This is a genomic window from Pseudomonas sp. S2_H10, assembly GCF_054668285.1.
The window spans coordinates 1,539,003-1,564,671 of the sequence record NZ_CP162754.1; the positions used below are offsets into that span (position 1 = coordinate 1,539,003).

A 25,669-nucleotide genomic window follows, 5' to 3' on the forward strand; every position below is an offset into this window, starting at 1 on the left:
GCTCACGCCTCGCCCGACTTGCGCTGGGAACTGGCCATGGCCTTGGCGTCGTAGCCGCCGAGGCGGTCGCCGGACACCAGTTCATTGTGGGCATGGGCGAAGTGATGCAGGCCGAACACCATGTCCATGGTCGCGCGCTTGCCCATCAGGTCTTCGGCGTTGTTCACCGCTTGCTTGCTCAGTTGCAGGCCCAGGCGCGGCATTTGTGCGATGCGCCCGGCGATGTCGAGGGTCTGTTGTTCCAGCTCGTCGCGAGCCACCACTCGATTGAGCATGCCCATCTGATAGGCACGCGGCGCCGGCATGCGTTCGCCGAGGAACAGGAATTCCTTGGCGATGCGCGGATTGAGTTCATGCACGTGGGCGAAATACTCCACCCCGGGAATGCCCATGCGCACCACCGGATCGGCGAAGTAGGCATCCTCGCTGGCGACGATCAGGTCGCAGACCCAGGCCAGCATCAGCCCACCGGCAATGCACGCGCCCTGGACCATGGCGATGGTCGGCTTGGGCATTTCGCGCCAGCGGCGGCACATGCCCAGATAGACTTCCTGCTCGCGGGCATACAAAAACTCGCCGCCCGGTTTGTTCACATGGTCGTACCACAGGCTGGCGCGGTCGAAGGTCTTGTCGACGTCGCGGCCCGGAGTACCGATGTCATGCCCGGCGGAGAAATGCTTGCCGGCGCCACGCAACACAATGACCTTCACTTCATCGTCATCGCAGGCCCGGCGAAACGCCGCGTCCAGCGCATAGGTCATCTGCGAGTTCTGCGCGTTGTGGAACTCGGGGCGGTTCATGGTGACCAGGGCCACCGCGCCACGCACCTCGTACAGCACCACCTCGGCCTGATTGTTATCGTTATGTTCAGCCATCACTTTTCTCCGCAACGCGTTGCTCAGCGTTGGCCTGGCGGGTTGTCTTTGAGTTGCAGGGCGCGCAGGTTGTGCGGGTCCAGACGCTGGATCAGTTGCAATTGCTCGACAGTCGGGGCCGCGGTGGTCGGGCAGTCGTCCGGCACGTGCAATTCGAAACCGGTGTTGTCCTGGACTTGCGCTGCCGTCACGCCGGAGTGCAGCGAACGGATGCGCATCTGCCGCTGCGGACCCTGGAAATCCAGGACGCAGAGGTCGGTGATGATCAGGCGGATGTCGATGTCGTCCAGCGACCAGCCCCGCGCCAGACGCGCCGGGTTGTAGCCGACCGAGGCGACCATATCGACCTCGCCTTCGACGAACACCCGACGGTTATGGCTCGGCACGCAAAACGAGTTGGCGTGGCTGATCGAGTTGCCGGGGAAACCGCGCACGCCGAGCATCTGCGCCTTGGGTTTGGCGTAGTCGCCGATGCAGGAAATGTTGGCTTGACCGTAACGGTCGATCTGGGTCGGGCCGACCAGGGCATGGCGCTTGCCGCCCCAGACGTTGTCGAAAATCCGCGAGAAGCCCATCCAGCTGTCGCGCTTGGGTTCATAGCCTTTGCGCGCGCCCAAGGGCACCGGTTCGGCGACCATGTAGGCTTCGGAGTCGGTCATCAGCAGTTGCGGGTTGCTGGTCAACATGGCCAGCGAAGCAGCCAGACGCGGAATCACGCCGATGCCGGAGGCCAAAACTTCGCCGTCTTCGCGCCAGGCTTCGGAGGCCGCGCAGATCATCAACTCAGCGAGGCTGTAATCAGTAGTGCTCATCGAAAGGCTCCCTTAGAAAATCGGCAACGGCAGTTCACGGATCGCAGCCAGGCCGCCGACCTTTTCCAGATACTGTTCGTGGGTGCAGTCGACGTAGTCGCGCACGTAGCCTTCCCAGCCATCGGCCGCCTGGACCGTGGCGTTGTAGGCCTTGAAGTGCGCGACGTCGAAACCGTACAGCGGCGCGCAGGACGACGGATGCGCCCCGCCCGGCACGTGGGCCACGGCCGTGGTCAGGTTGCGTTCCCAGAACACTTGATGGGCGTGGGCACTGTCCTGATGGAAATACTCGCTGTCGACCAGCTCATCGCAGGTCACGTAGCTGTGGGTCGCGGCCCGCACGAACAGATCGTCCATGTAGTGATCCGGACCGCTGATCTGGCACACACCGCGTTTGTCGGCGCGGTCGACGTGGACCAGCGCCGCGTCGAGCTTGAGCGCCGGCATGGCGACCCAGTCCTTGCCATCGGCGTACGGCGAGGCGATCAACTTGATCTGACGGTTGTGGCGCAGCACGTCGGTGCCCAGGCCCACGGCAGTCGGAATGAACGGGACATTCATCGCCGCCGCCCGCAGGCCGAGCAGCAGCATGCCTTCGTCGATCTCCATCACTTCCAGCGCCGCTTCCTGGCGCGCCTTGCGGAAGTACGGCTCCAGCGGAATGAAGTCCAGGGAAACGAAGGCGAACACCAGTTTCTTTATCTTGCCGGCCGCGCAGAGCATGCCGACATCGGCCCCGCCGTAGGCAACCACGGTCAGGTCCTTGAGGTCCGAGCGCAGGATCTCGCGCACCAGCGCCATCGGCTTGCGGCGCGGGCCCCAGCCTCCGATACCGATGGTCATGCCGTCACGCAGATTGCCAACGATCTCGGCGGTGCTCATTTGCTTGTCCATCGTCTTGTTCCTCATTGGCGACCGACACTGAAGTCGTGGCCCCAGTGGCTGACCACGGTGCTTTCGAACGGCGTGTGGCGGTCCCAATCGACCACCAGGCCATCGCAGCCGTACTCCAGGTCAAACCCGGACGGGGTCTTGATATAGAAAGAAATCATCTGGTCGTTGGTGTGCTGGCCGAGGGTGGCCGACAGCTTCACACCGTTGGCGTGCACGCGGTCCAGGGCACGGCCGACTTCGTCCAGCGCGTTGACCTCGACCATCATGTGCACGCAACCGTGGGGCATCGGGCACTCGAAAATCGCCAGCGAGTGGTGCCGGCCGTTGTTGCAGTGCAGGAAGTGAATGCGTTTTTGCGGCTCGGCAGGGTCCGGGGTGAAGCGGACTTTCATCAGGTCCGACAAGCCAAAACCCATCACCAGTTCGTAGAAGTCGCGGCAGCGTTCGAAGGCTGGGGCCGGCAATACGACGTGGCCCATGCCGAGGTCGTTGGTGACAAAACCTTTGACGCCCACCGGCGAAACGAAACGAGCGAAGTCCTGCAGCGGGCCCCAGAAGATTTCGTGACGGTTGCCATCCGGGTCGCTGAAGTGCACCAGTTCCTGGACCTTGCGCAGCTCGGCTTCGGCCGCGGTGCCACGGGTCACCTGTACGTCGGCCTGTTGCAACTCACTGACCGCCTGCTCCAGCGCCGCCTTGCCGGCCACTTCCCAGCCGCAGGCACCGAAGCTGTTCTCGGCATTCTTCTGCACGAGGATGCGGTAATGACGCTCGTCCATTTTCAGGTACAGCTGCTCATCGTCGCCGCTGACCATCATGCCCAACACCTGGCTCGCGTAGTGGCGCCACTGCGCCAGGTCGCTGGATAACAGGGTGACGTAACCCAGACCGCGGATATCCATGGATGCACTCCTCGTTTTACTCAGGCCGTGCCGCCCTTCGGCGACTGCCGGGGGAGACTTTATGTAGGGGCTATATGTAGGAGCCATTCAAACGGGTTCGGGGAGGGGCAACATCGTCCAATGGGACTAGCGGAAATGATGGGGTAAACACATCAAAACTGTAGGAGCGAGCTTGCTCGCGATGGTCGCCAACGAAAACGCTGATAGCCTGACACCACGCGGCGTTCTTCTGTTTTTCGCGAGCAGGCTCGCTCCTACAGGGGATATGCGGTGGTCACGCCCTATCCGGCAGGCATAAAAAAACGGGCCTGGAAGACCCGTTATGGCGTTGCACGTCTGCTCTGTAGTTACTGGTTGGATTTGGCTTCTCGCACTTTCTTTTGCTCTGCCAGTGCTATTTCCTTGTAATCATAGGTAGGAAAGAATTCTGTCCGGTAACTTCCCCATGCGGTGTTTTCGAGTGCGAGATTTACCGCTGCGAGACGCGAGGCAGGCAAGCGCAGAACGATGACATGTCCAATACCCATGGTTATATTCCAGCTGACAACCTCCACCCCGGCAGGAGGGAACACCTTGTAAAACCCCAGCTTGGTGAATTGCTCTCTCAACTCCCCCAATGGCCGTGACTGATCGTGTTTCAGGAAAACAGTCAGCATGATTGCATTATCGGGTGTGGCGACAGCCTCTTTTGAAACCGAAGGCGTTGTCGGCTGTGCATTGGCGCCAGCCGAGTACATTCCAGCCAGCAGTAACATAGACATTAATAGCGGTCTGAATTCAATAATCATGTTGTGCCTTTTTTTGATTTTTATGGATGTTATTTCAGGACAGCATCAACAAAGTGGACGCTTTACAATATCGAAACAATGGATTGATAAATTACTGCAGGAAGTTTTTAGTGCGACATCGAGGTCTTTATAGGGCCTTTGTAGGGCGCATGAACCACATAAATCCGGACAGGCGCATTGGCATCGACCATGTCGCGAGGCACCTCTCGTGAATAGGTGAACTCTTCGTTATCCAGTTTTTCCAGCCTTCTGACCACAGTCCTGACCGTTCCTTGATCAGGCACCAGGATATGCGTTGTTTTGTCACCGGTGACAAGGAAGTAACCGCCACCACCATTGTCATACTTTGATAGCCCGGTATCGGTATAGAAAAACTCATAACGATTGCGGCCGGGATCCCACATTGAAATCCCAACAACACCCGGATACTTTTCCTTCACATCTACTTCAGGGGCTCCTTCTACATAAACCTTGGTTGTCAACCATTGAGAAGATGAGGCCAATGCTTGAATATCAGACTTATTCTCCATTTGCTTTCCATGGCTGACAAGCGGACTGAGTAGTCCAGCGAAGAGCAAACCTATAAACATTGAGTTGTATTTTCGCATGAAATAATCCCTCGATGAGCTTAGAGGTAACGCTTGTTTTTTTGTTGTCGCGGAAATTGATCACTGCGATCAGCGGATGGAATATAGGACCGATATCAGCCACTCACAATACCTGGCATATATTTGCAACAATTGCCGCGGAATGTTCTCGAAGTTAAACAAGGGGTGACAGCTACGCACAGGTCAATCGACCGGGGAGAAATCGGCGGGCATAAAAAAACGGGCCTTGGGGACCCGTTGGAAAGTTGGCCTGACGTCCGTGCCAGGCCTGAAAAACTTCTAAGCTTGATCAGCCAGATGGCAGACCAAAAACCTGTGGGAGCGAGCTTGCTCGCGATGGGGCCATACCAGTCAAGACCGCCATTGCGAGCAAGCTCGCTCCCACAGGGGTTAGCTCTTAGCCCTTGCGGAAGTGCGGAATCACCTTCTCGCCAATGTTCTTCAGGGTCTCCAGCTGTGCCCACTGCGGCACGGTGCCCATCTGGCAGATGAACAGGATTTCGTCGGCGCCGGCATCGATCAGGCGCTGCACGTAGCCGATGCAATCCTCGACGGTACCGTAGGCGTGGTTCGGGTTCATCATCGCCATGGTCGGGTCGGAGAAGTCGACGCTGACTTCTTCGGAGGCGAAGCGCGACTTGATCACGCTCTGGCCGTTGCCATCGACGAAGGTGTCGTCCTTCCACTTCTCCGGGTCCGGACGCTCGCCACCGCCGTACCAGTAGCCCAGGGATTCCATGAAGTAACGCTGGCCACGGATGCCGATGCGGCGTGCTTCTTCGTTGTCGTCCAGCACGATGGCCGGGCACAGCGCGGCAATGTGGCGGTTAGGGCGGAAGCCCACTTGCTTCTTCTCATCGCGATTGTCGTAGGCGGTGTGATACACCTCGACCTTCTTGGCGATCTCTTCCGGGCCACCGAAGCCCAGCACCAGGGCGCCCATGCCGCGACCGCCGGCATTCTTCAGCGACTCGGTGTTGGTGCACGCCAGGTACATCGGCGGGTGCGGATCCTGGTACGGCTTCGGATGGATCGGGCGCTTGGGGATCTGCACGAAGTCGCCGTTGTGCTCGATCTCGTCCTGCACGAACATTTTCGGGATCAGGTACATCATCTCGTCGATCTGCGGCTGCAAGGTCGCCAGGTCGTAGCCGAAGGTGCCGGCCTCCTGCTGGGTGCCGCCCTTGCCCACGCCGAAGTGCACACGGCCCTTGGACAGCAAGTCGAGGGTGGCGATGCGCTCGGCGACTTTCACCGGGTGGTTCATCGCCGGTGGCAGGCAGACCACGCCGTGGCCGATGCCGATGCGCTCGGTTTTACCGGCCACGAACGCCAGCATGGTTTCCGGCGCGGACATGTGCGAGTAGTTGCTCAGCGCGGTGTGTTCCACGCACCAGAAAGTATCGAAGCCGAGTTTGTCGGCGAGCACGGCCTGCTCGACGGTGTCTTCGAAAATCTTGCGGTCGCCTTCGCGGCTGGAGTCCACCGTCTGGGCTTCGTAAATCAGGGAAAATTTCATGGTTGATCCTTGTGCTTATTTGGATGCGCAGTCGGCGCCGTAGACCTTCGCCTTACCGTCAATGCTCGTGCATCGACGGGGCGCTCGAATCACGCAAACGGACTAGCTAATTCAGTAAAAATATCAGAGGAAAAAGTCGCTGCTGTCCTGCCCCATGCTGACGCCGCCGAGGTTCCAGGCGTACTTGGCCGGGCTGTTGGCGACGTGCGCGCGACCGGTGTGAATGTCGCGGAACGCACGGTTGATCGGGTGGCTGCGGAAGATCGTCGAAGCACCGCTGTTGAACATCAGGTCGCCAACGGCCTTGGCGCACTTGTCGGCCACCAGCGCCGAGTCGTAACGCATCTTCACCCGCTCGGGCATGCTCAACGGCTCGCCTTTCTGCGCGCGCTCCAGCATCAGGGCAAAGTTGCGATGCAGCACGGTCTTGCACTCGTCCACGCAGACCATGGCATTGGCCAGCGACGATTGCGCAGCCGGGTCCTGGACCATCTTGCGACCATCATTGACCCCGACCCGGGCACGGTTGTGCTCGACAAACTGATCCACTGCGCCTTGCAGGGCACCGATGGCCGATGACGACACCGCACGCACGAAAATCTGCCCGAACGGCAAACGGAACAAGGGCGCGGTGTTCACCTCGTTGCCCGGACTGTTCTGCATGAAACCGTCGAGTGCGCGATGGGTGCGATACTCGGGAACGAAGGCGTTTTCCACCAGAATGTCGTGGGAGCCGGTGGCTTCCAGGCCCATGACGTTCCAGTTGTCGAGAATCTGGTAGTCGCTGCGCGGCACCAGAAACGTCCGGTAATCCGGCGCCCCGCCCGCCTCTGCCGGCGGCACCAGCGCACCGAGGAACGCCCAGTCGCAATGCTTGCTGCCGGAAGAAAACCCCCAGCGCCCGCTCAGCTTGAAACCACCGTCGACGCGCTCCACCTTGCCCACCGGCATATAGGAAGAGGAGATCAGCACACTGGAATCACTACCCCAGACATCCTGGGCCGCGCGGTCGTCGAACAGCGCCAGCTGCCAGTTGTGGATGGCCACCACACCGAGCACCCAGGCAGACGACATGCAGCCTTCGGCGAGGGTCATCTGTACGTCGAAGAAATCCTTGGGCTCGAGCTCATAACCTTCCCAACGGGACGGTTGCAGGATGCGAAAGAACCCGGCGTCGTGGAAATCCTTCAGGGTTTCTTCAGGCAACTGGCCGGCTTGCGCGGCATTCAGGGCGCGTTCACGCAGGATCGGCACCAACTCGCGGGCACGTTGGCTCAGACGCTGGCGAATCAGGTCTTGGTTGAGCATTTTTATTGTTCTCCTTTGTTCACCCCATCCGCCGGGGCGCGCGTGCAGCGGGGCGGGTGTAGCGCCCCTACACTGGCATTCAAACAATGCGCAACGCGGGGGACATCCCTCAAACGGACCATGTGGGGTTGGAGAATCGCTTTGCCTGGCAGACCGCCGTCGCTGGCAAGCCAGCTCCCACAGTGATTGCAGGTGTTCACAGGATCTGTGCTCACAGCTGAAACCTGTGGGAGCTGGCTTGCCAGCGATGAGGCCGGCCCATTCAACATGAATGTCAGCCAGCAGGCCTCGCTGGCCTAGTCCCCTCGGACGATGTTTGCGCTAGACACCAGAGCAAGAATCCATCGCACTCCATCCCCAACAAAAAAGGCCCAGTGCGATGAACGACGCCAACCTCAAAGCCGACATGCTCCAGGCCATGCGCCGCCTGGCCAAGTCAGTCACCATTATCAGCACCAGCAACGGCTCCGAACGCTTCGCCATGGCCGCCACCGCAGTCGACTCCCTGAGCACCGAACCGCCATCGCTGCTGATCTGCGTCAACAAGACCGCCTCGCCCCACGCCGCACTGGCGACCGGCGCCGACTTCTGCGTCAACATCCTCGGCGTCGAACAACAAGACCTCGCCAACCTGTGCAGCGGCGCAATCAAGGGCGAAGCACGCTTCGACCGCGGCAACTGGCTGACCAGCCCAGGCGGCATCCCCTACTTGGGTGACGCCCAGTCGGCGATCCTCTGCCGCCAGGACGGCCACTTCAGCTACGGCACCCACACCGTCTTCATCGGACGCATCCTGCAGATCCACACCACCGCCGAGATCACCCCGCTGGTCTACCTCGACGGCAGCTACACCACCACCGCCAAACCGGCCCCTTCTCTCGCTGCTGCCGGCTGAGGCCCGGACATGAACGGCCAAAACGGGTTGACGGCGTTGCGAGTGAACAGCGCCGACCAGTTGCCATGGGATGACCGCTGCGACTTGCTGATCGTCGGGTTTGGCGGTGCCGGTGCCTGTGCCGCCATCGAAGCCAGCACTCGCGGCCTGTCGGTGCTCGCGCTGGATCGCTTCGAAGGTGGCGGCGCCACCGCACTCAGCGGCGGCGTTGTCTACGCCGGCGGTGGCACGCCGTATCAGCGCCAGGCCGGTTATGAAGACACCAGCGATGCCATGTTCAATTACCTGCGCCAGGAAGTCGGCGAAGCCGTCAGCCACGCGACATTGCGCAATTTCTGCGACGGCAGCCGCGAGCAACTGGCCTGGCTGGAGCGACAAGGCGCAGCCTTCGAAGCCAGCGTACCGCCGCACAAAACCTCGTACCCCAGCGACCAGTACTACCTCTATTACTCGGGCAACGAAACCGTGCCGGCCTATGCCGCCAGCGCCAAGCCGGCACCCCGTGGCCATCGCACCAAGGGCCCGGGCATGTCCGGCGCCAGCCTGTTCGCCCCGCTCAAGGCCAGCGCCTTGCGTCACGGTGCTCGCCTGCGCAGCCAGTGCGAAGTGCGCAGGCTGGTGCTCGACCTCGACGACAAGGTCATCGGCGTCGAAGCCTGGCAATTGCCGTCAGGCAGCCGCGCCGCCAAACAACATGCGCGCCTGTCACGCTGGGCCGCCGCCATTCATATGTACGCTCCGGCGTTGGCCGATCGCTTGCGCGCCCGTCAGCGGCGCATCGAACAGAGCAGCGCCATTCGCCAATTGATTCGCGCCGAACAGGCGGTGCTGCTGAGCAGCGGCGGCTTCATCTTCAATCGCGATCTGGTGCGCCAGCACGCGCCGCAGTACCTGGCCGGTTTGCCGCTGGGTGCCACCGGGTGCAATGGCAGCGGCATCGCCCTCGGCCAGAGCGCCGGTGGCAGCGTGGCGCGGATGGACAAAGTCAGCGCCTGGCGCTTCATCAACCCGCCACTGGCCTGGGCCCGTGGGCTGATCGTCAATGCCCGCGGGCAACGTTACGCCAACGAAGAAATCTACGGCGCGACCCTCGGCCACGCCATGGTCGAAGAACAGGACGGTCGCGCCATCCTGATTATCAATCGGGCCCTGGTCGCAGAAGCGCTCCGTCAGGTCGGCCCGGGCAAGGTGTGGAATTTCCAGCGCCTGCCGGTGCTGCTCAACCTGCTGTTCAACGCCAAGCGCAGCAACAGCCTCGCCGGCCTGGCCAAGCGCTGCAACCTGCCGCCGGAACTGCTGCGCCAAAGTGTCGAGCGTTATTCCCGCGCGGCACGCGGTGAGGTGGCCGATGAGTTCGGCAAATCCGCTGCGATGCTCGCCGACCTCGACCAAGGCCCGTGGTACGCCCTTGACCTGTCCTTCGACAGCAAACTCTTCCCCTGCCCGGTCATCACCCTCGGCGGGCTGAAAGTCTGCGAAGGCAGCGGTCGGGTGCTGGACCACACCGGCGTGCCCATAAACGGTCTCTACAGCGCTGGCCGCAATGCCGTCGGCGTGGCTTCCAACCTGTATGTCTCCGGCCTGTCCCTGGCCGACTGCATCTATTCCGGTCGCCGGGCTGCCGCCCACGTGGCCGACCAATTCGCACTTCAAACCGCACGATCAGGAGAACAACAATGCAACGTGTAGAAGGCAAAGTCTGCATCATCACCGGCGCCGCCAGCGGCATCGGTCGCGAAGATGCAATGCTGCTGGCCCGTGAAGGCGCCAAAGTGGTAGTGACCGATCTCAACGAAGAAGCCGGTCGCCAGGTGGCTGCGGAAATCGGCGCCAACGCGCTGTTCATCCGCCACGACATTGCCAGCGAAAGCGACTGGCAGAACGTGGTCAAAACCACCGTCGAACACTTCGGCCGTCTCGATGTACTGGTCAACAACGCCGCGATCCTGGCCCTGGGCAGCATCGAAGACACCACCCTGGAGCTGTGGCAGAAGGTGCAGAAGATCAACGGCGAAGGCTACTTCCTCGGCTGCAAGTACGCGATCCAGGCCATGAAGGAAACCGGCGGCGGCTCGATCATCAACATGTCCTCGGTCGCGGCATTGGGCGCGATGCCGATGTTCTGCGCCTACTCGGCGTCCAAAGGCGCAGTAGCGGCGATGACCCGCTCCATTGCCCTGCACTGCAAGCAACAGGGCTACCGCATCCGCTGCAACAGCGTGCACCCCGACGGCGTGAACACCCCGATGACCCAGGCCCTGGCCGGTGGTCAGCCAATCCCGCAGGAAGCCCTCGATCAGGACCCGATGAACCGCATGGCCGCGCCACGGGACATTGCCAACGTGGTGCTGTTCCTCGCCACCGACGAGTCGCGATTCGTCAACGGTGCCGAGATCCGCGTCGACAACGCCCAACTGATCAGCGGGCTCTGAGGTCGAGGTGAATATGGGCACGCAACAACAGAACCTGACCCCGGCTGAATCGACGACGGGAAGCGTCTCATTGCAAGTGTGCGCGGTGATCGACGAGACCGCTGACGCGCGCTCGCTGGTGCTGGACGTACCGCCAACCTTGCGTGAGCGCTTTCGCTACAAACCGGGCCAGTTCCTGAGTTTTCGCGTGCCTTTCGCCGGCAAACTGTTGACCCGTTGCTATTCCATGGCCAGCTCGCCCCTCGCGGATGCGCTGCCCAAGGTCACGGTAAAACGGGTCGACGGCGGCCGGGTGTCGAACTGGATGAACGAAGTCCGGGTCGGCGACTGGCTGGAGGTCCTGCCACCGGCGGGGCTGTTCTGCCTGGACCCGCAGGCGGACAGCGAAAAGCCCCTGGTCCTGTTCGGTGGAGGCTCGGGCATCACTCCGGTGTTCTCCATTCTCAAGTCGGTGCTGCACAGCAGCCGGCGGCCGATCAAATTGATCTACGCCAACCGCGACGAAGCGTCGGTGATTTTCAAGGACGAGCTGTGCCGGTTGATCAAGGCGCATCCTGATCAACTGCACGTGGTGCACGTCCTCGATTCGGTGCAGGGGTTCCTGACGGACCATCAGGTCCGTCATCTGCTGCGCGGATCGGCCGGCGGCGACTACTTCATCTGCGGGCCGGGACCGTTCATGGACACCGTGGAGCGCACGCTGCTGGCGTTGGGCGAAGCGGCCGAACGCATCCATGTCGAACGTTTCGTCTCACCGCCGGACCCGGACGAACTGCTGGCCGAAGAAGCCCTCGCCCGCAAGGCCGCGATGGGTTCCCACTGTGAAGCGTTGATCGTCGAACTCGATGGCCAGCAACACGAAATTGCCTGCCAGCCCGGCGATACCCTGCTGCAAAGTTGCAAGGCGGCGGGCCTCGACGTGCCGTCGTCCTGTGAAGAAGGTTTCTGCGGGGCGTGCATGTGCGTGGTCAAGGAAGGTGAGGTTCAGTTGGCGCGCAACGATGTGTTGAGCGCAAAAGAACTCGCCGACGGTTGGACACTCGCCTGCCAGAGCCGACCTACGGGAGCTCGGGTTCGCCTGAAATTCCCTGACTAATGTTCATTGTAGGAGCGAGCCTGCTCGCGATGGACGTCAACGATAACGCGCCCTGTCTGAATGAACGCGGTGCCCAGGCGTTTTTCGCGAGCAGGCTCGCTCCTACAGGGGGCTTTGTCGCCTTAGTCTCAACGGACGATCACCCAGGCCCGGTCTGCGGTTAGACTCGGCCACAGCATTAGCCCACAACAATAAAGAGGTGCAGTTATGGCTCGTTTGCAGAATAAGGTCGCGGTGGTCACCGGCGGCGCTTCGGGGATCGGTCTGGCCTGCGTGCGCAGTTTCGCCGAGGAAGGCGCGCAAGTGGTCGGGCTGGACATCGGCAGCGCACCGGCAGACTTTCCCGGCCTGTTCATGACCCTGGACGTGCGCGACGAAGCGCAGGTGCAGCAGGTCATGCAAGAAGTCATCAGCCGCTTCGCTCGCATCGATATATTGGTCAACGCCGCCGGCGTCGCCGACCAGGGCAGCGTGACCCAGACCACCACCGCCAACTGGCAACGGGTGATGGACATCAACCTGACCGGCAGCATGCTCACCAGCAAATACGCACTGGCGTCGATGGTGGAACAACGCGGCGGTTCGATCATCAACGTCGGTTCGATCTTCGGCCTGCAAGGCTGCGACGGCAACGTGGCATACAACGTGTCCAAGGGCGGCATCAACCAGCTGACCCGCTCGATGGCCATCGACTACGGCTACGCCAACGTGCGCGTCAACGGCCTGTGCCCGGGCCTGATCGAAACACCGATGACCAGCATGGTCCGTGACAATGATGCGTTCCACGCGTTTTTCGCCTCGCAGCACATGCTCAGCCGCTCCGGGCAACCGGAAGAAGTGGCCAACGTCGCGCTGTTCCTGGCCTCGGACGAAGCCTCTTTTGTCAGCGGCCAGATGATCGCCGTGGACGGTGGTTTCTCCGCCGGCCGACGTTTCGCCCCGCCCGCCCAGTAATTCGCATTCCGGCCGGGCGCCCTGCCCGGCCTACTCCCTTTTTCGCAACTGTCTTCTAACCGGGGAGGCCCCATGCCGCCTGTCGCCACCGCACTGACCTTCGCTCAACTGTTTGCCAACGCTGCCCAGGCCTACGGCGATCGCCCGGCCATCGAGGACGCGGGCCACACCATCAGCTACCGACAACTCGACCAGTTGCGCCGCCAGGCCGCCCGCGCACTGCTGGCCCTCGACGTCCAGGTCGGGGACCGCGTGGCGATCTGGGCGCCCAACGTGTGGGAATGGATCGTCGCCGCCGGCGCCCTGCAAAGCGTAGGCGCCGCGCTGGTGCCGCTCAATACACGGATGAAGGGCAGCGAGGCCGGCTACATCCTGCGCGAAAGCGGTACCTGCGTGCTGTTTGCCATCGGCCAGTTCCTCGGCGCGGACTACCCCGGCATGCTGGCGGCGGAAGACCTGCCTGAGCTGCGTCACATCGTCAGCCTGCGCGGCGCCAACCCGGGCACCCTGGCGTGGGAGCGGTTCATGGACCTGGCGGCCGACGTGCCGCAACTGGCGTTGCGCACCCGCGAGCAGAGCGTTGGCCCGCAGGCCCTGTCCGACGTGTTGTTTACCTCGGGCACCACCGGCAAACCCAAAGGCGTGATGACCAGCCACGGCCAGAACCTGCGCATCGTGCGCGACTGGAGCGATATCGTCGGGCTGCGCGAGAGCGATCGCTACCTGATCGTCAATCCGTTCTTCCATTCGTTCGGCTACAAGGCCGGCTGGCTGGCAGCGCTGATGCGCGGCTGCACCATCCTGCCGCAGCAGGTGTTCGACGTGCAGGCCGTGCTCGAATGCGTGCAGCGCGAACGCATCACCGTGTTGCCTGGACCGCCGACGCTGTATCAATCGTTGCTGGCCCATCCGCAACGCAACGAGTTCGACTTGAGTTCCTTGCGCGTGGCGGTGACCGGGGCGGCGGCGATTCCGGTGGAGATGATCCACCGCATGCGCGATGAACTCGGCTTCGCCACCATCGTCACCGCGTATGGCCTGACGGAAGTCTGCGGCTTCGCCACGATCTGCCGCGCCGGTGACTCGGCGGAGCTGGTCGCCAATACCAGCGGCCGGGCCATGCCTGGGGTAGAAGTGCGCTGTGTCGGCAACAACGGTCGCAGCCAGCCGGCGAACATCCCCGGTGAAGTGCAGATCCGCGGCTACAACCTGATGCAGGGTTATCTCAACAACCCCGAAGCCAGCCAGGAGATTCTCGACGCCGACGGCTGGCTGCACACCGGCGACATCGGCATGCTCGACGAACAGGGTTACCTGCGCATCACCGACCGCCTCAAGGACATGTTCATCACCGGTGGCTTCAACGTGTACCCGGCGGAGATCGAACAGTGCCTGCTGACCTATCCGGGCGTGGCCCAGGCAGCGGTGATCGGCATCCCCGACGAGCGCATGGGTGAAGTGGCGATGGCGTTCCTGCTGCCCGCGCCGGGCATCGAGATCGAGCAGGCGGGCTTCCTCGCCTGGTGCCGTGAGCAGATGGCCAACTACAAGGTGCCGCGCCGGGTGCAGGTGCTGCAGAAGATGCCGATCAATGCGGCGGGCAAGGTGACCAAGAATGTGTTGCGCGAGTGGGCGCTGCAGCCCGCTGACTAAACGCAATCCCTGTGGGAGCGGGCTTGCCCCGGGCGGCGTTCCGACGATGGCGGAGTGTCAGCCAACATCAATGTTGAAGCTGATGCCCTCATCGTCGGAACGCCGCCCGGGGCAAGCCCGCTCCCACAGGTTCTTGTGTATGCCTTGACGATTGTGAACTCAGACCACCCGCGCCGGATGTTGCTGGCGTGGATCGCCGAGCATGGCGCGATGGGACGGTGGTTGGCGGCCTTCGGCTTCGCTGATGCCGTAGCCGGGAGCGATTTCGGCGGTGATCAGGGTCTGCCCGGACAGCGCCATCAACTGCGGATCATTGAGCAAGGCATGAATCACCCGCCCGTTGAATTGCGGGGTTTCGGCGTGGGCCAGGAACGCCTGGTACTGCTCGCCATGCTGCTCGCCGGCAATCTTCGTGCGCTCGGTCAGTTGCGGGCCGAGCCATAGCGATAACGCCGCCACGCCCTGCCCTTCGAAATCGATCGCCATGTCCGCCGCCAGCTTGTCGACACCGGCCTTTTGCGCGCCGTACGCCGGGCCATGCATGTAGCAGCCGGCGCCGAACGACGAGGTAAAGCAAATCAGCCCTTGGGCACTTTTCAGCAACAACGGCGCAGCGTAGAAGCTGGCGATATAGGCCGAACGCAGACCGACGTCGAGAATGCGCACCAGCTCCAGCGGCTTGGCCCAGAACGGCCCCGGTTCGATCAATTGGTCATGGATGAACGCGGCGTTGTTCACCAGCAGATCCAGATGCCCGCACTCCGCCTCGACTTGTGCAAACAAAGCCTGAACCTGCGCATCATCGGCATGATCACAGACCACCGCGATACCGCGCCCACCGGCGGCGGTGATCGCGGCGGCGGTGTCCTCCAGCGAACCGCTCAAGGCATGCCCGTACAAATTCGACCCGCCCTGCGCCGGGGCACGACCGGTGACGTACACCGTCATGCCCGCCGCCCCGAGAGCCAGGGCAATGCCCTGCCCCACTCCGCGACTGGCGCCGGTAACGACTGCGATTTGTTGACGTGGCTGATTCATTCGACACTCCCGAACAAGGTTTTGACCGAAGCGGTTTCGCTCTGGCGCTTGATGTGATTGGCCGCCAGGTAACCGAAGGTCATGGCCGGGCCGATGGTCGAACCGGCACCCGGATAGGTGCGGCCCATCATCGAGGCGGCGCTGTTGCCGATGGCGTACAGGCCGTTGATCGGTTCACCGTCTTCATGCAATACGCGGGCGTGCACGTCGGTCAGCAGGCCACCCTTGGTGCCGATGTCGCCGGCGTCGATGCGCACGGCGTAGAACGGGCCCTTGAGCAACGGCGCCAGGCACGGATTGGGTTGCACGTTCGGGTCGCCGTAGTAGCGGTCGAACAGCGAGTCGCCTTTGTGGAAATCCTCGTCGACGCCCTGCACGGCCATGCCGTTGAAACGCTGCACGGTGCGCAGCAGTCCGGCGCCGTCGACGCCGATTTGCGTCGCCAGCTCTTCAAGACTCGATGCTTTGTGGAAGTAGTCGCGCAGATGCTCGGGCAACTGCCAATCGCGCTGGGCATAACCGGGCAGCAAGGCGCCGCACGGGTATTTGCGGCGGAACTCGGCGTCGAACACCATCCAGCACGGCACGCTCGCGGCGCCTTCGCGATTGTTGGCGTACATCGCGTAAACGATATCGGTATAGGGTGCGGCTTCGTTGACGAAACGCTCGCCCGCCGCGTTGACCATCACGCACCCCGGCAAGGTGCGTTCGACGAACAAGGCGCGCTGTTTTTCTTCCCCGCGCACGTGAGTGGTCGGCGCCCACCAGCTGTGCTCCATCAGCGCGGTCCGCGCGCCGATTGCCTGGCCGGCGCGGATGCCGTCGCCGGTATTGTTCGGCGGCGTGGCACTCCAATCCGCTTTGGACGGTTGCGGCAAATACTGCTCGCGCATCGCCTGGTTTCGCTCGAAACCACCCGCAGCGATGATCACGCCGTAACGCGCCTTGACGTTGAGCAACTGACCGTTGCGATTGACCCGAGCACCGCCAACCCGGTCACCGACCAGCAGCAATTCTTCCAGCGCACAGTTGAGCCACAGCGACTTGCCACGATCCTGCAACGAACAGCGCAAGGCACCGATCAAGGCGTTGCCCAACGTCAGGAAACGGTCGCGACGGGACAAGCGCCGGCCTTCGCGGTCCTTCCAATAACGCCACATCACCCGCAGGGTCAGGCGCAACCAGCCGGGGCCACGACACAGCAGCACCTGCGCCTCTTTCATGGTCATCGCCATGCGCCCCATCATCAGGGTGCCGGGGGACGGTGCGCGCATGCGCAAAAATTCTTCACCCAGCTCGGCGGCATCGAACGGTTGCGGATCCATCGAGCGATAGCCCGGTTTACCGCCCTCGACTTCCGGGTAGTAATCGGCGTAGCGCGGTTGCGCCTCGAAGCGTACGCGGGAATGTTTTTCCAGGTACTCGACCATCTCCCGGCCGTGTTCGACATAGGCTTCGATGCGCCCGTCGTCGATTTCGCCGTGGGTCACGGCGCGGATGTAGGCAATCGCTTCGGCCGCCGAATCGCTGCCGCCGAGGGCCTTGATCCGGTGGTTGTTCGGGATCCAGATGCCGCCGCCGGACACCGCCGAAGTGCCGCCATATTCGCCGCTCTTTTCGATCAACAGCGCATTCAGGCCCAGGTCATGGGCACGCAGCGCAGCGGTCATGCCCCCGGCTCCCGAGCCAATCACCAATACATCACAGCACTCGTCCCATTTGATCCCGGCAGCGTTCATGCGATCACCCTTGTTCAGCGCCCATCAGGCAGAAACCGCCACCGCCGGATCTTCGCCCGGTGCAGTCGGTCTCGGGATTGTTCGCCGCGCACGCCGGGTGTTCATCGTCCGATAAGACTAAGGCCAGGACAGTGGTCGCCCCGTACAAATCGCTTAGTCCGCTTGGACGATGTTGCGCGCAAGTCGTGACTCCATAGTCGCCCACAGCACTAACCCCCCCCTGAAATGCAGGTCGGGCAGGTCTGACCTGGGCCATGAGGACGACATGATAAAAACAATAATCGCCCCACCAACACAGCACCCTCGTGTACAACTCGCATTGCTGTTGCTGGCTGGCGGACTAAGCGCTCACGTTAACGCGATGAGCTTTCAGCCAAGCGAAGACTTGAGCATCGACTGGGACACCACACTGACGTACAGCCTCGCCTGGCGGACCGAGGCTCGCGATCACAAACTGACCGCCAATGCCGACGGCAACGATGGCGACAACGCGTTCGACAAAGGCAGCCTGATCAACAACCGCAGCGGCTTTCTCACCGAAGCCAACATCAAGTGGCAAGACAACTACGGCGTGTTTGTCCGGGCGACGGGCTTCTACGACAACGTCTACGATCAGGACAACGACAACACCACCGGCACTTCCAACTGCTTCGCCGGCGGTCATTGCAGCCAGCCCGACCGTTTCTCCCAGGACACCATCGATCAGCATCGCAATGAATTGCGCATGCTCGATTACTACGCCTATGGCACCTGGGACGTGGGCGGCCATGCCCTCAACGCGCGCCTGGGCAACCAGGTGGTGAGCTGGGGCGAGAGCCTGTTCTACCCGGGCATTTCCGCGGCCCAGAGCCCGGTGGACGCGACCAAGTCGACCACCCCGGGTGTCGAGGTCAAGGAAATCCTGCTGCCGGTCGGCCAACTGTTCACCCAGTTCGCCCTGACCGAAAGCCTGGGCATCCAGGCCTACTACCAATACAAGTGGGAAAAGACCGAGCTGTTCGGCGTGGGTAGCTACTTCTCCACCACCGACTTCATCGACGAAGGCGGCTTCAACGACGCCTCCGGTTTCGTCACCCGCCTGAAGGACGACAAGCCGAGCGACAGCGGCCAGTACGGTCTGGCCTTCACCTACGCCGCCGAATCGTTGAACAACACCGAGTTCGGCATCTACTACTCGCGTTATCACGACAAGACCCCGTCGCTGGACTTCGCCTCGACCCTGGGCCGTTACCAGGTGCGCTACTTCGACAACATCGACCTGTTCGGCGCGAGCTTCGCCACCGTGCTGGGCGATGTCAGCTGGGCCGGTGAAGTCAGCTACCGCGACGGTGCGCCGGTGATGGTCAACAACGGGTTCTCGAGCCCGGTGCGCGGCAAAACCCTGCAGGCGCAGACGTCGATGATCTACGTGGTCGGCCCGACGTCCTTCGCCGACAACACCACCCTGACCGGCGAGCTGGTCTACAACACCGTGATCAGCAACGACAAGTCGCAGCCGGTAACCCTGGCGCCGGGCTTCTCGCTGCCGGGCACCGACAGCCTGGTCTATGACCAGGATGCCTGGGGCTACACGGTGCAGGCGAGCTTCGACTACAACGACGTGTTCAGCGGCTGGGACATGTCGGTGCCGATCACCTACAGCGCTGCCGCCAACGGTGACAGCTCGACGGTTGGCTCGATCAACTCTGGCCAACACGACGACCGCGCCAGCATCGGCAGCTCGTGGCGCTACCTCGGCAACTTCACCGTAGAAGCCCGCTACAACGCCTACCTCGGCAATGCCAACAACAGCCCGTTGGCTGACCGCGACAACGTCGCGCTCAACTTCAAGTACCGGTTCTGATTCCCCAATCGGAGGAGCACAGCATGTCCAGATTCACCCAAACATTATTGAGCACCGCGCTGACCGTCGGCCTGCTCGGCAGTGGCCTGGCCTACGCCAAGGTCAGCCCCGAAGAAGCCGCCCGCCTGGGCCAGGACCTGACCCCGATGGGCGCGGAAAAGGCCGGCAACGCCGATGGCAGCATCCCGGCCTGGAGCGGCAAATGGCTCGGCCTGCCGCCGGGCCTCAAGTTCGACGGCCCCGGCACACCGTACCCGGACCCGTATGCGGCGGAAAAACCGCTGTTCGTGATCGATTCGAAGAACATGGACAAGTACGCCGACAACCTCACCGATGGCCAGAAGGCGTTGCTCAAACGCTACCCAGACACCTTCAAGATCCCGGTGTACCCGAGCCACCGTGACTTCCGCGTTGATCCGAAACTGGTCGAGGCGGTCAAGCACAACGCCGTAAATGCCGAACTGGCCAACGATAACAACGACACGAAAAACGCCTGGGCCGGTTCGCCGTTCCCGATTCCCAAGAACGGCAGCGAGTTGATGTTCAACCACACCCTCGCCGGCCGTGCCGCCGCCGAAGAGGCCAACTACCGGCAGGCCGTGGTGTACTCCAACAAGGAGCGAGTGCTCGAAGAGGTCAACTACAAGATCTTCTCGATCTGGTCCAACCCGGACAGAACCCTGGAGACATCCAACGGCATTCTCACCAACTTCCTGATCACCACGCTGGAACCGGTGCGCAAGAAAGGCGAGATCGTCGTCGGTCACGAGTTCATCAACCCGACCGCCTCCCCGCGCCAGGCCTGGCAGTACAGCCCGGGTCAACGCCGGGTGCGTCGCGCGCCGACCGTGGGCTACGACTCGCCGACCGGTGCCGGTGGTTTCCGTGTGTACGACGAAGACCGTTTGTTCAACGGTGCGCCGGACCGCTACAACTGGACCATCGTCGGCAAAAAGGAAATCTACATTCCTTATCACAACTACAAGATCGATGATCCGAGCGTGAGCACCGATCAGATCCTGGCCACCACCGGCCACATCGATCCGCAGTACATGCGCTATGAAAAACACCGCGTCTGGGTGCTGCAAGCCACCCTCAAGGAAGGTGCCCGCCACGTGTACGCCAAGCGTGTGATGTACCTGGACGAGGACACCTGGGCCGCAACCCTGGCCGACAACTACGACAGCCGTGGCCAACTGTGGCGCACCAACATGCAGACGTCGATCTACGCCTACGAGATGCAGCGCTACCACGCCCGCCTCGGGATCTATCACGACCTGATCGCCGGTTCGTATCTGGTTGACCGGATGCTGATCGATCAGAAACCGGCCAAGCTCAACGCCACCGCCTTCACCGAAGACGAATTCACCCCTGGCAACCTGCGCAAACTCGGCACCCGCTAAACTCACCGCGCCCCGACCGAATCATTCGGTCGGGGCGTCGTGCTTTGTAAAATCCGCTCCTTCCACGGAAGACTCCGCCATGAACAAACTCCTCACCGGCGTCATCGCCATGGCCAGCGTTGGCCTGTCGATGCAAGCCAACGCCCTGAACATCCTGCTGACCAACGACGATGGCTGCCGCGCGCCCGGCATCGATGCGATGTACCGCGCCCTGACCGCCGCCGGGCACAAGGTCACCCTGGTCGGCCCGTTGAACGACAGCAGCGGCATCAGCGCCGCCAGCGTGGTCGTGCCCGGCCAGGCGCTGGCAGTGACCGAACTGGCACCGGGGAGGTTTTGCGTCGGGCCGCCTGAAGGCTACACCCCGCCTGCCGGCAAGACCTCTGCCATCGGCACGCCGGTGGATGCAGTCAACGTCGGCCTCGACGTGATCCTCAAGGACACGCCGCCAGACCTGGTGGTATCGGGCAGCAACTTTGGCGAAAACGTCGGCCCGCTGACGCAGATGTCCGGCACCCTCAACGCGGCCGTACGTGCGATGTTCAAAGGGATTCCGGCGGTGGCCGTGTCCACGGGTATCGACATGGACCTGATCATCCGCGACCAGCAGGCAGGTTTTCGCAAGACCCTTGGCGCCATGGACGACACGGCGCGCTTTGCCGTGAAGGTGATCGAGCAGGCAAGCCTGGCCTGCGCCGAAGCCCGACAGGCCTGCGCCAAAAGCAAACACTCGTGCGAGCTGAACGTGCTCGGCCTGCCGGGCGTCAACGGCCTGAACCTCAACTACCCGCCCCTGCCACCCAGCGAAGTCAAAGGCGTGAGTTTCGCCCCGATCGGCAACTGGGACCGGGTGAATTTCACTTCACAGCGCGGCACCGACGGCGTGGTCCATGTCAACCTGGCCCCGCCTTCGACACCGACCGAAATCCAGCAAAAGGCCGATGCCTACCAACTGTGGCAAGGCCATGCGGTGATCACCGTGATCGACGGCAACATGACGGCACCCGAGGCGGTGCAGGATCAGGCGAAGAAGATGTTGCGCGACATCAAGCCTTAAGCCAATGCAGCCCTCGCAGGTGTACGCAACATCTACGGGTATCCAACAATCATTGTGGGAGCGAGCTTGCTCGCGATAAGGCCGGCACATTCAAAATAGATGTCGACCGACACTCCGCCATCGCGAGCAAGCTCGCTCCCACAGAGCTAGCGGGTGTAAGCAATCTCTGCGGATATCCAACAATCATTGTGGGAGTGAGCTTGCTCCGGGCGGCGTTCCGACGATGGTGGCAACGCGGTTACGGATCAAACCCATATCGCGTCCCACAGCGGATAATCGCCCAGCTTCCCCACCAATCCCGCGCGCAGCGGGTTGGCGACGACATATCGAGCAAGCTTTACCAGGTCGTCATCCCGCCTCAACGCCCGATCGTGATAGCCCTGCTGCCAAAGACTGCCTTTACGCCCGACGGACATGTTCACGGCTCGCGTACTCAATGATTTGGTTTTTTGCATCAGTTGACTGAGTGAGCACCGCTGCAGTTCGATCAACCAATGAAAATGGTCGGGCATGACGACCCAGGCTAAAGAGTTCGCCCGGTATTGTTCCTGTGCATATTGAAATTGCTTGACGACCAGCCTGCCCAAACCGAAATCCTTGAAAACCGGTTCTCGGCCCAGCGTGTTGCTCGTCAGCAGGTAAATCCTGTTGGGTTCAGGATAGCGGCCTGTGCGCAGGCGATGTGAGGCGGGTAAATCCGGCATTCCTTTGCCCTCTACATGGTGAGTTCAGGAGGAAGGCTAGACCGGTGGATGCTTGAGAGTTGGGTCAGTTTTTGACTGGATGTGTCTGATAGATCGCCATCGCGAGCAAGCTCGCTCCCACAGGGTTCGTGGGTGCACACAAAATATGCAACCAACCGAAATTACTGTGGGAGCGAGCTTGCTCGCGATGAGGCCGGCACATTCAACATCGATGACGCCTGACACTCCGCCTTCGCGGGCAAGCCCGCTCCTACAGTGCCGGTTGAAACGGCACGAATTCCGTCACTTCCAGATCAAACCCGGACACGGCCTTGTACGGTACCGGCGAACTCATCAGGCGCATTTTGCGTACGTTCTGATCGCGCAGGATCTGTGCGCCGACGCCCAGGGTTCGTTGTGGAAACTGCGGTGTGCGCTGCTTGCCGCCACTGCGCTGGCGCAACTGTTCAAGCACCCCGTCGGCGCTTTCCTTTTGGGCCAGCAGCACCAGTACGCCGTTACCGGCGGCGGCGATGCTCGCCAGTGAGCGATCCAGGCTCCACTGCTGCGCCCCGCTCTCGCTTTCACACCCCAGCACATCGCGCAGCGTCTCGATGCCTTGCACCCGCACCAGCACCGGTTGCGTGCTGTCGATCCGGCCCTTGACCAGCGCCAGGTGCAGCGAGCCCTGGTAGGTGTCCTGATAGGTCGTCACGCGGAACTCGCCATGACGGGTATGCAAGGGGTATTCGCCGCCGCGCTCGATCGTGCCTTCATGCAGGATGCGGTAGTGAATCAGGTCGGCGATGGTGCCGATCCGCAGGCCATGCCGGTGGGCAAATTCATGCAACTCGGCACCACGGGCCAGTTCACCGTCCTCGTTGAGAATGCCCACCAGGGTTGCCGCCGGTTGCAGTCCCGCCAGGCGTGTCAGGTCGCACGCGGCCTCGACATGGCCGGCCCGCTGCATCACGCCACCGGGCAAGGCCTGCACCGGGAAGATATGCCCGGGCTGCACCAGGTCCGCCGGGCCGCTGGCCGGGTCGACCGCGACCTGGATCGAACGCGCCCGGTCCGCCGCCGAGATGCCGGTGGACACCCCGGTGGCGGCTTCGATCGAGCGGGTGAACCCCACGCCATGCTGCGCCCGGGAGTTGGGCACCATCAGGTCCAGGCCCAGCGCACGGCAGCGCTGCTCGGTCAGGGCCAGGCAAATCAGCCCGCGCGCCTGCACCGCCATGAAGGTGACCGCCTCGGCGCCGGCCTGTTCGGCAGCCATCAACAGCGAGCCTTCGCCGTTGTGTTCGTCGTCGGTGATCACCACCATCCGACCGGCGCCGATGGCTTCGATCAGTTGCGGTACCGTATTGAACGCCAGGCCGCTCATTGGAGTGCCCCGCGCAGGTCGGCCGCCGCATCGGTCAGGGCTTGTGCCGCCCCTTCGACAAACGGCGCCATGCTGATAAACCCGTGGATCATGCCTTCGCAACGTTGCAACCGCACCGGCACACCGGCCTCGCGCAACGCCTGGGCAAACGCCTCGCCTTCGTCACGCAACGGGTCGAACCCGGCAGTGATCAGGGTGGTCGGCGGCAAACCGTCCAGCGTCTCTGCGCGCATTGGCGAGGCCAACGGGTCATCCGCCTGCCCGGTCTCTTGCAGATATTGTTGCCAGAACCAGCGCATCATTCCCGCGGACAGCAAATAACCGTCGGCGAATGCTTCGAACGAAGGGCTGTCGCAGCCCGCGTCGGTCACCGGGTAAAACAGGCACTGATGACGGATCTTCGGGCCCCGGTGCTGTGCCGCCAACTGACTGACCGCCAGCGCCAGGTTGCCCCCGGCACTGTCCCCGGCCAGGGCCAGGCGACTGCCATCGACCCCAAGGCTGGCGGCATGCTCGACCAGCCAGCAGGTGGCCGCATAACAATCGAGAGGCGCTGCCGGGAACGGGTGTTCCGGCGCCAGTCGATAGGCGACCGACACCACCACCGCCTCGGTCTGGCGCGCCAGAGAGCGGCAAAGATTGTCATGGGTATCGAGATTGCCCATGACAAAGCCGCCGCCATGGAAAAACACCAGCAACGGCAGGTCGAGGTCTTCCGATGGCCGGTACAGCCGCGCATCCAGATCGCCGTCCGCGCCGGCCACTTTCAGGTCACGAACCTCGCTCATCGGGTCGCCCGGAATGGCCGGCAGCAGGTTGTCGGAGAACTGCCGGTATTGCGCGGCGTCGACCTGGCTGAAATCGGGTTCCGGGAGGTCGCGAAACTGCTGGAGCACCCCAGCGATCTGTTTATCGAGCGGCATGGGCATCGTCCTCTACGTCGACCATTTGGAACTGCGGATTGGTCTCGCCCAGGATGCTTTGCACCCGGCGCTCCAGAGCCGGTTTGAAACCTTTGTGCGGCAGGATCCAGAAGCGTTTTTCGGCGACGGCGGCGAACACCTGCGCGGCCAGTTCGGCCGGGGTCATGCCCTGGCGAATGGTGCTGTCGAGCAGTTGACTGAAGTCGGATCCAGCGCTGTCGACCACCTGGTTCGAGGCCATGATTTCACTGGCCACCGGCCCCGGGCACAGCACCGAAACCGACACCGGTGCACCGATCATCGCCAGTTCGTAATGCAGGGTTTCCGAGAGCGCGACCACGGCCTGCTTGGTCACGTTGTACGGCGCCATCAACGGGCTGCTGACCAGACCGGCAAGGGATGCGGTGTTGATCACGTGGGCTGGCCGGCCCTGACTGAGCAACAAAGGGACAAAGCTGCGAATGCCGTTGATCACACCGTTGAGGTTGACGTCGAGCATGCGCTGCCATTGCGCGTCAGTGATTTCCCAGCTGAAACCGGTTTGCATCACCCCGGCGTTGTTGAACAGCAGGTCGACCCCGCCGAAGTGCTCGACAGCCTGGTCACGCAGGCGCTCGACCTGCTTCACATCACCCACATCGGTGGCGCAGGCGATCGCTTGCACGCCGCGGGCTTTCAATTCGTCGCACAGACCTTGCAGGCCCGCCGCATCCCGATCGGCCAGCACCAGGCGCATGCCCAGCGTCGCCGCGTGTTCGGCCAGGCCTCGGCCAATACCACTGGCCGCCCCGGTAATCACCGCTACCGGCCCTAGTTCATCATTCATCGCCAACTCCTGCCATGGGTCCAATGGCGCCAGT

23 protein-coding genes are annotated in these 25,669 nt (G+C 62.3%); 9 read left to right on the plus strand and 14 right to left on the minus strand.

What is annotated here, in order from left to right; genetic code table 11:
- Positions 1 to 2 precede the first annotated feature (2 nt).
- The 8 genes from AB4O16_RS06765 to AB4O16_RS06800 form a co-directional block, all read right to left on the minus strand.
- Positions 3 to 875 carry an enoyl-CoA hydratase gene (locus AB4O16_RS06765; RefSeq protein WP_160389996.1) on the minus strand — a complete coding sequence of 291 codons (873 nt, stop codon included), beginning with the start codon at positions 873 to 875 and terminating at the stop codon, positions 3 to 5.
- A gap of 23 nt (positions 876 to 898) precedes the next feature.
- The gene (locus tag AB4O16_RS06770; RefSeq protein WP_160389995.1) at positions 899 to 1,687 is read right to left on the minus strand and encodes a CoA-transferase subunit beta; all 789 of its coding nucleotides are present in this window, start codon (positions 1,685 to 1,687) and stop codon (positions 899 to 901) included.
- A gap of 12 nt (positions 1,688 to 1,699) precedes the next feature.
- On the minus strand, positions 1,700 to 2,581 hold the full coding sequence (locus AB4O16_RS06775; protein WP_160389994.1) for a CoA transferase subunit A: 882 nt from the start codon (positions 2,579 to 2,581) through the stop codon (positions 1,700 to 1,702).
- 11 nt (positions 2,582 to 2,592) lie between these two features.
- Positions 2,593 to 3,483, minus strand: a complete 891-nt coding sequence (locus tag AB4O16_RS06780) for a VOC family protein (protein WP_160389993.1) — start codon at positions 3,481 to 3,483, stop codon at positions 2,593 to 2,595.
- Between the two features lie 347 nt (positions 3,484 to 3,830).
- Entirely contained in the window at positions 3,831 to 4,271 is a 441-nt protein-coding gene (locus AB4O16_RS06785) for a hypothetical protein (RefSeq protein ID WP_160389992.1), read from the minus strand.
- 107 nt (positions 4,272 to 4,378) lie between these two features.
- A complete protein-coding gene (locus AB4O16_RS06790; RefSeq protein ID WP_460157347.1) occupies positions 4,379 to 4,879 on the minus strand; it encodes a DUF4822 domain-containing protein in 501 nt (166 codons plus the stop codon).
- A 397-nt stretch (positions 4,880 to 5,276) separates the two neighbouring features.
- On the minus strand, positions 5,277 to 6,398 hold the full coding sequence (locus tag AB4O16_RS06795) for an LLM class flavin-dependent oxidoreductase (protein ID WP_116581264.1): 1,122 nt from the start codon (positions 6,396 to 6,398) through the stop codon (positions 5,277 to 5,279).
- A 123-nt stretch (positions 6,399 to 6,521) separates the two neighbouring features.
- On the minus strand, positions 6,522 to 7,706 hold the full coding sequence (locus tag AB4O16_RS06800) for an acyl-CoA dehydrogenase family protein (protein WP_460157348.1): 1,185 nt from the start codon (positions 7,704 to 7,706) through the stop codon (positions 6,522 to 6,524).
- A 379-nt stretch (positions 7,707 to 8,085) separates the two neighbouring features.
- Here AB4O16_RS06800 and AB4O16_RS06805 point away from each other — a divergent pair, with 379 nt between their 5' ends.
- The 6 genes from AB4O16_RS06805 to AB4O16_RS06830 all read left to right on the plus strand — a co-directional run bounded on the left by AB4O16_RS06805 (position 8,086) and on the right by AB4O16_RS06830 (position 14,736).
- Positions 8,086 to 8,601: a flavin reductase family protein gene (locus AB4O16_RS06805; protein WP_110663281.1), complete on the plus strand. Its 516-nt coding sequence runs from the start codon at positions 8,086 to 8,088 to the stop codon at positions 8,599 to 8,601.
- Positions 8,602 to 8,610: 9 nt separating this feature from the next.
- Positions 8,611 to 10,290, plus strand: a complete 1,680-nt coding sequence (locus tag AB4O16_RS06810) for an FAD-binding protein (RefSeq protein WP_460157349.1) — start codon at positions 8,611 to 8,613, stop codon at positions 10,288 to 10,290.
- Positions 10,278 to 11,033: a glucose 1-dehydrogenase gene (locus tag AB4O16_RS06815; protein WP_460157350.1), complete on the plus strand. Its 756-nt coding sequence runs from the start codon at positions 10,278 to 10,280 to the stop codon at positions 11,031 to 11,033. The genes AB4O16_RS06810 and AB4O16_RS06815 overlap by 13 nt, the downstream gene beginning before the upstream one ends.
- Positions 11,034 to 11,046: 13 nt before the next feature.
- On the plus strand, positions 11,047 to 12,129 hold the full coding sequence (locus AB4O16_RS06820; RefSeq protein ID WP_460157351.1) for a 2Fe-2S iron-sulfur cluster-binding protein: 1,083 nt from the start codon (positions 11,047 to 11,049) through the stop codon (positions 12,127 to 12,129).
- Between the two features lie 207 nt (positions 12,130 to 12,336).
- On the plus strand, positions 12,337 to 13,083 hold the full coding sequence (locus tag AB4O16_RS06825) for an SDR family NAD(P)-dependent oxidoreductase (RefSeq protein WP_460157352.1): 747 nt from the start codon (positions 12,337 to 12,339) through the stop codon (positions 13,081 to 13,083).
- A 72-nt stretch (positions 13,084 to 13,155) separates the two neighbouring features.
- Positions 13,156 to 14,736 carry a FadD3 family acyl-CoA ligase gene (locus tag AB4O16_RS06830; protein ID WP_160389985.1) on the plus strand — a complete coding sequence of 527 codons (1,581 nt, stop codon included), beginning with the start codon at positions 13,156 to 13,158 and terminating at the stop codon, positions 14,734 to 14,736.
- 159 nt (positions 14,737 to 14,895) lie between these two features.
- Here AB4O16_RS06830 and AB4O16_RS06835 read toward each other — a convergent pair whose 3' ends face one another.
- Positions 14,896 to 15,774, minus strand: a complete 879-nt coding sequence (locus AB4O16_RS06835) for an SDR family NAD(P)-dependent oxidoreductase (protein ID WP_460157353.1) — start codon at positions 15,772 to 15,774, stop codon at positions 14,896 to 14,898.
- Positions 15,771 to 17,513 carry an FAD-binding protein gene (locus tag AB4O16_RS06840; RefSeq protein WP_460157354.1) on the minus strand — a complete coding sequence of 581 codons (1,743 nt, stop codon included), beginning with the start codon at positions 17,511 to 17,513 and terminating at the stop codon, positions 15,771 to 15,773. The genes AB4O16_RS06835 and AB4O16_RS06840 overlap by 4 nt, the downstream gene beginning before the upstream one ends.
- Before the next feature lie 265 nt (positions 17,514 to 17,778).
- On the opposite strand from AB4O16_RS06840, the gene AB4O16_RS06845 reads away from it, so the two are divergent.
- The 3 genes from AB4O16_RS06845 (at position 17,779) to surE (ending at position 21,816) form a co-directional block, all read left to right on the plus strand.
- Positions 17,779 to 19,356, plus strand: a complete 1,578-nt coding sequence (locus tag AB4O16_RS06845; RefSeq protein ID WP_160389982.1) for a DUF1302 domain-containing protein — start codon at positions 17,779 to 17,781, stop codon at positions 19,354 to 19,356.
- Positions 19,357 to 19,379: 23 nt separating this feature from the next.
- Positions 19,380 to 20,759 carry a DUF1329 domain-containing protein gene (locus AB4O16_RS06850; RefSeq protein WP_160389981.1) on the plus strand — a complete coding sequence of 460 codons (1,380 nt, stop codon included), beginning with the start codon at positions 19,380 to 19,382 and terminating at the stop codon, positions 20,757 to 20,759.
- A 79-nt stretch (positions 20,760 to 20,838) separates the two neighbouring features.
- Positions 20,839 to 21,816 carry a 5'/3'-nucleotidase SurE gene (gene surE / locus AB4O16_RS06855; protein WP_460157355.1) on the plus strand — a complete coding sequence of 326 codons (978 nt, stop codon included), beginning with the start codon at positions 20,839 to 20,841 and terminating at the stop codon, positions 21,814 to 21,816.
- 245 nt (positions 21,817 to 22,061) lie between these two features.
- On the opposite strand, the gene AB4O16_RS06860 is transcribed toward surE, so the two are convergent.
- From AB4O16_RS06860 to AB4O16_RS06875, 4 genes are all read right to left on the minus strand, one after another.
- The gene (locus AB4O16_RS06860) at positions 22,062 to 22,520 is read right to left on the minus strand and encodes an REP-associated tyrosine transposase (protein WP_460157356.1); all 459 of its coding nucleotides are present in this window, start codon (positions 22,518 to 22,520) and stop codon (positions 22,062 to 22,064) included.
- Between the two features lie 250 nt (positions 22,521 to 22,770).
- Positions 22,771 to 23,886: a 3,4-dihydroxy-2-butanone-4-phosphate synthase gene (locus AB4O16_RS06865; protein WP_460157357.1), complete on the minus strand. Its 1,116-nt coding sequence runs from the start codon at positions 23,884 to 23,886 to the stop codon at positions 22,771 to 22,773.
- On the minus strand, positions 23,883 to 24,809 hold the full coding sequence (locus AB4O16_RS06870) for an alpha/beta hydrolase (RefSeq protein ID WP_160389977.1): 927 nt from the start codon (positions 24,807 to 24,809) through the stop codon (positions 23,883 to 23,885). Before AB4O16_RS06870 ends, AB4O16_RS06865 begins: the two co-directional genes overlap by 4 nt.
- Positions 24,796 to 25,635, minus strand: coding sequence for an SDR family NAD(P)-dependent oxidoreductase (locus tag AB4O16_RS06875; RefSeq protein ID WP_160389976.1), 840 nt, complete (start codon positions 25,633 to 25,635; stop codon positions 24,796 to 24,798). Before AB4O16_RS06875 ends, AB4O16_RS06870 begins: the two co-directional genes overlap by 14 nt.
- Positions 25,636 to 25,669 lie beyond the last annotated feature (34 nt).

Bases quoted from the DNA above. Each gene is read 5' to 3' on its own strand.
- AB4O16_RS06820 (WP_460157351.1), top strand. From the start codon at position 11,047: ATGGGCACGCAACAACAGAACCTGACCCCGGCTGAATCGACGACGGGA.
- AB4O16_RS06765 (WP_160389996.1), bottom strand. From the start codon at position 875: ATGGCTGAACATAACGATAACAATCAGGCCGAGGTGGTGCTGTACGAG.
- AB4O16_RS06845 (WP_160389982.1), top strand. From the start codon at position 17,779: ATGATAAAAACAATAATCGCCCCACCAACACAGCACCCTCGTGTACAA.
- AB4O16_RS06775 (WP_160389994.1), bottom strand. From the start codon at position 2,581: ATGGACAAGCAAATGAGCACCGCCGAGATCGTTGGCAATCTGCGTGAC.
- AB4O16_RS06875 (WP_160389976.1), bottom strand. From the start codon at position 25,635: ATGAATGATGAACTAGGGCCGGTAGCGGTGATTACCGGGGCGGCCAGT.
- AB4O16_RS06860 (WP_460157356.1), bottom strand. From the start codon at position 22,520: ATGCCGGATTTACCCGCCTCACATCGCCTGCGCACAGGCCGCTATCCT.
- AB4O16_RS06800 (WP_460157348.1), bottom strand. From the start codon at position 7,706: ATGCTCAACCAAGACCTGATTCGCCAGCGTCTGAGCCAACGTGCCCGC.
- AB4O16_RS06835 (WP_460157353.1), bottom strand. From the start codon at position 15,774: ATGAATCAGCCACGTCAACAAATCGCAGTCGTTACCGGCGCCAGTCGC.
- AB4O16_RS06840 (WP_460157354.1), bottom strand. From the start codon at position 17,513: ATGAACGCTGCCGGGATCAAATGGGACGAGTGCTGTGATGTATTGGTG.
- AB4O16_RS06825 (WP_460157352.1), top strand. From the start codon at position 12,337: ATGGCTCGTTTGCAGAATAAGGTCGCGGTGGTCACCGGCGGCGCTTCG.
- AB4O16_RS06810 (WP_460157349.1), top strand. From the start codon at position 8,611: ATGAACGGCCAAAACGGGTTGACGGCGTTGCGAGTGAACAGCGCCGAC.
- surE (WP_460157355.1), top strand. From the start codon at position 20,839: ATGAACAAACTCCTCACCGGCGTCATCGCCATGGCCAGCGTTGGCCTG.
- AB4O16_RS06830 (WP_160389985.1), top strand. From the start codon at position 13,156: ATGCCGCCTGTCGCCACCGCACTGACCTTCGCTCAACTGTTTGCCAAC.
- AB4O16_RS06780 (WP_160389993.1), bottom strand. From the start codon at position 3,483: ATGGATATCCGCGGTCTGGGTTACGTCACCCTGTTATCCAGCGACCTG.
- AB4O16_RS06790 (WP_460157347.1), bottom strand. From the start codon at position 4,879: ATGCGAAAATACAACTCAATGTTTATAGGTTTGCTCTTCGCTGGACTA.
- AB4O16_RS06770 (WP_160389995.1), bottom strand. From the start codon at position 1,687: ATGAGCACTACTGATTACAGCCTCGCTGAGTTGATGATCTGCGCGGCC.
- AB4O16_RS06805 (WP_110663281.1), top strand. From the start codon at position 8,086: ATGAACGACGCCAACCTCAAAGCCGACATGCTCCAGGCCATGCGCCGC.
- AB4O16_RS06815 (WP_460157350.1), top strand. From the start codon at position 10,278: ATGCAACGTGTAGAAGGCAAAGTCTGCATCATCACCGGCGCCGCCAGC.
- AB4O16_RS06795 (WP_116581264.1), bottom strand. From the start codon at position 6,398: ATGAAATTTTCCCTGATTTACGAAGCCCAGACGGTGGACTCCAGCCGC.
- AB4O16_RS06850 (WP_160389981.1), top strand. From the start codon at position 19,380: ATGTCCAGATTCACCCAAACATTATTGAGCACCGCGCTGACCGTCGGC.
- AB4O16_RS06870 (WP_160389977.1), bottom strand. From the start codon at position 24,809: ATGCCGCTCGATAAACAGATCGCTGGGGTGCTCCAGCAGTTTCGCGAC.
- AB4O16_RS06865 (WP_460157357.1), bottom strand. From the start codon at position 23,886: ATGAGCGGCCTGGCGTTCAATACGGTACCGCAACTGATCGAAGCCATC.
- AB4O16_RS06785 (WP_160389992.1), bottom strand. From the start codon at position 4,271: ATGATTATTGAATTCAGACCGCTATTAATGTCTATGTTACTGCTGGCT.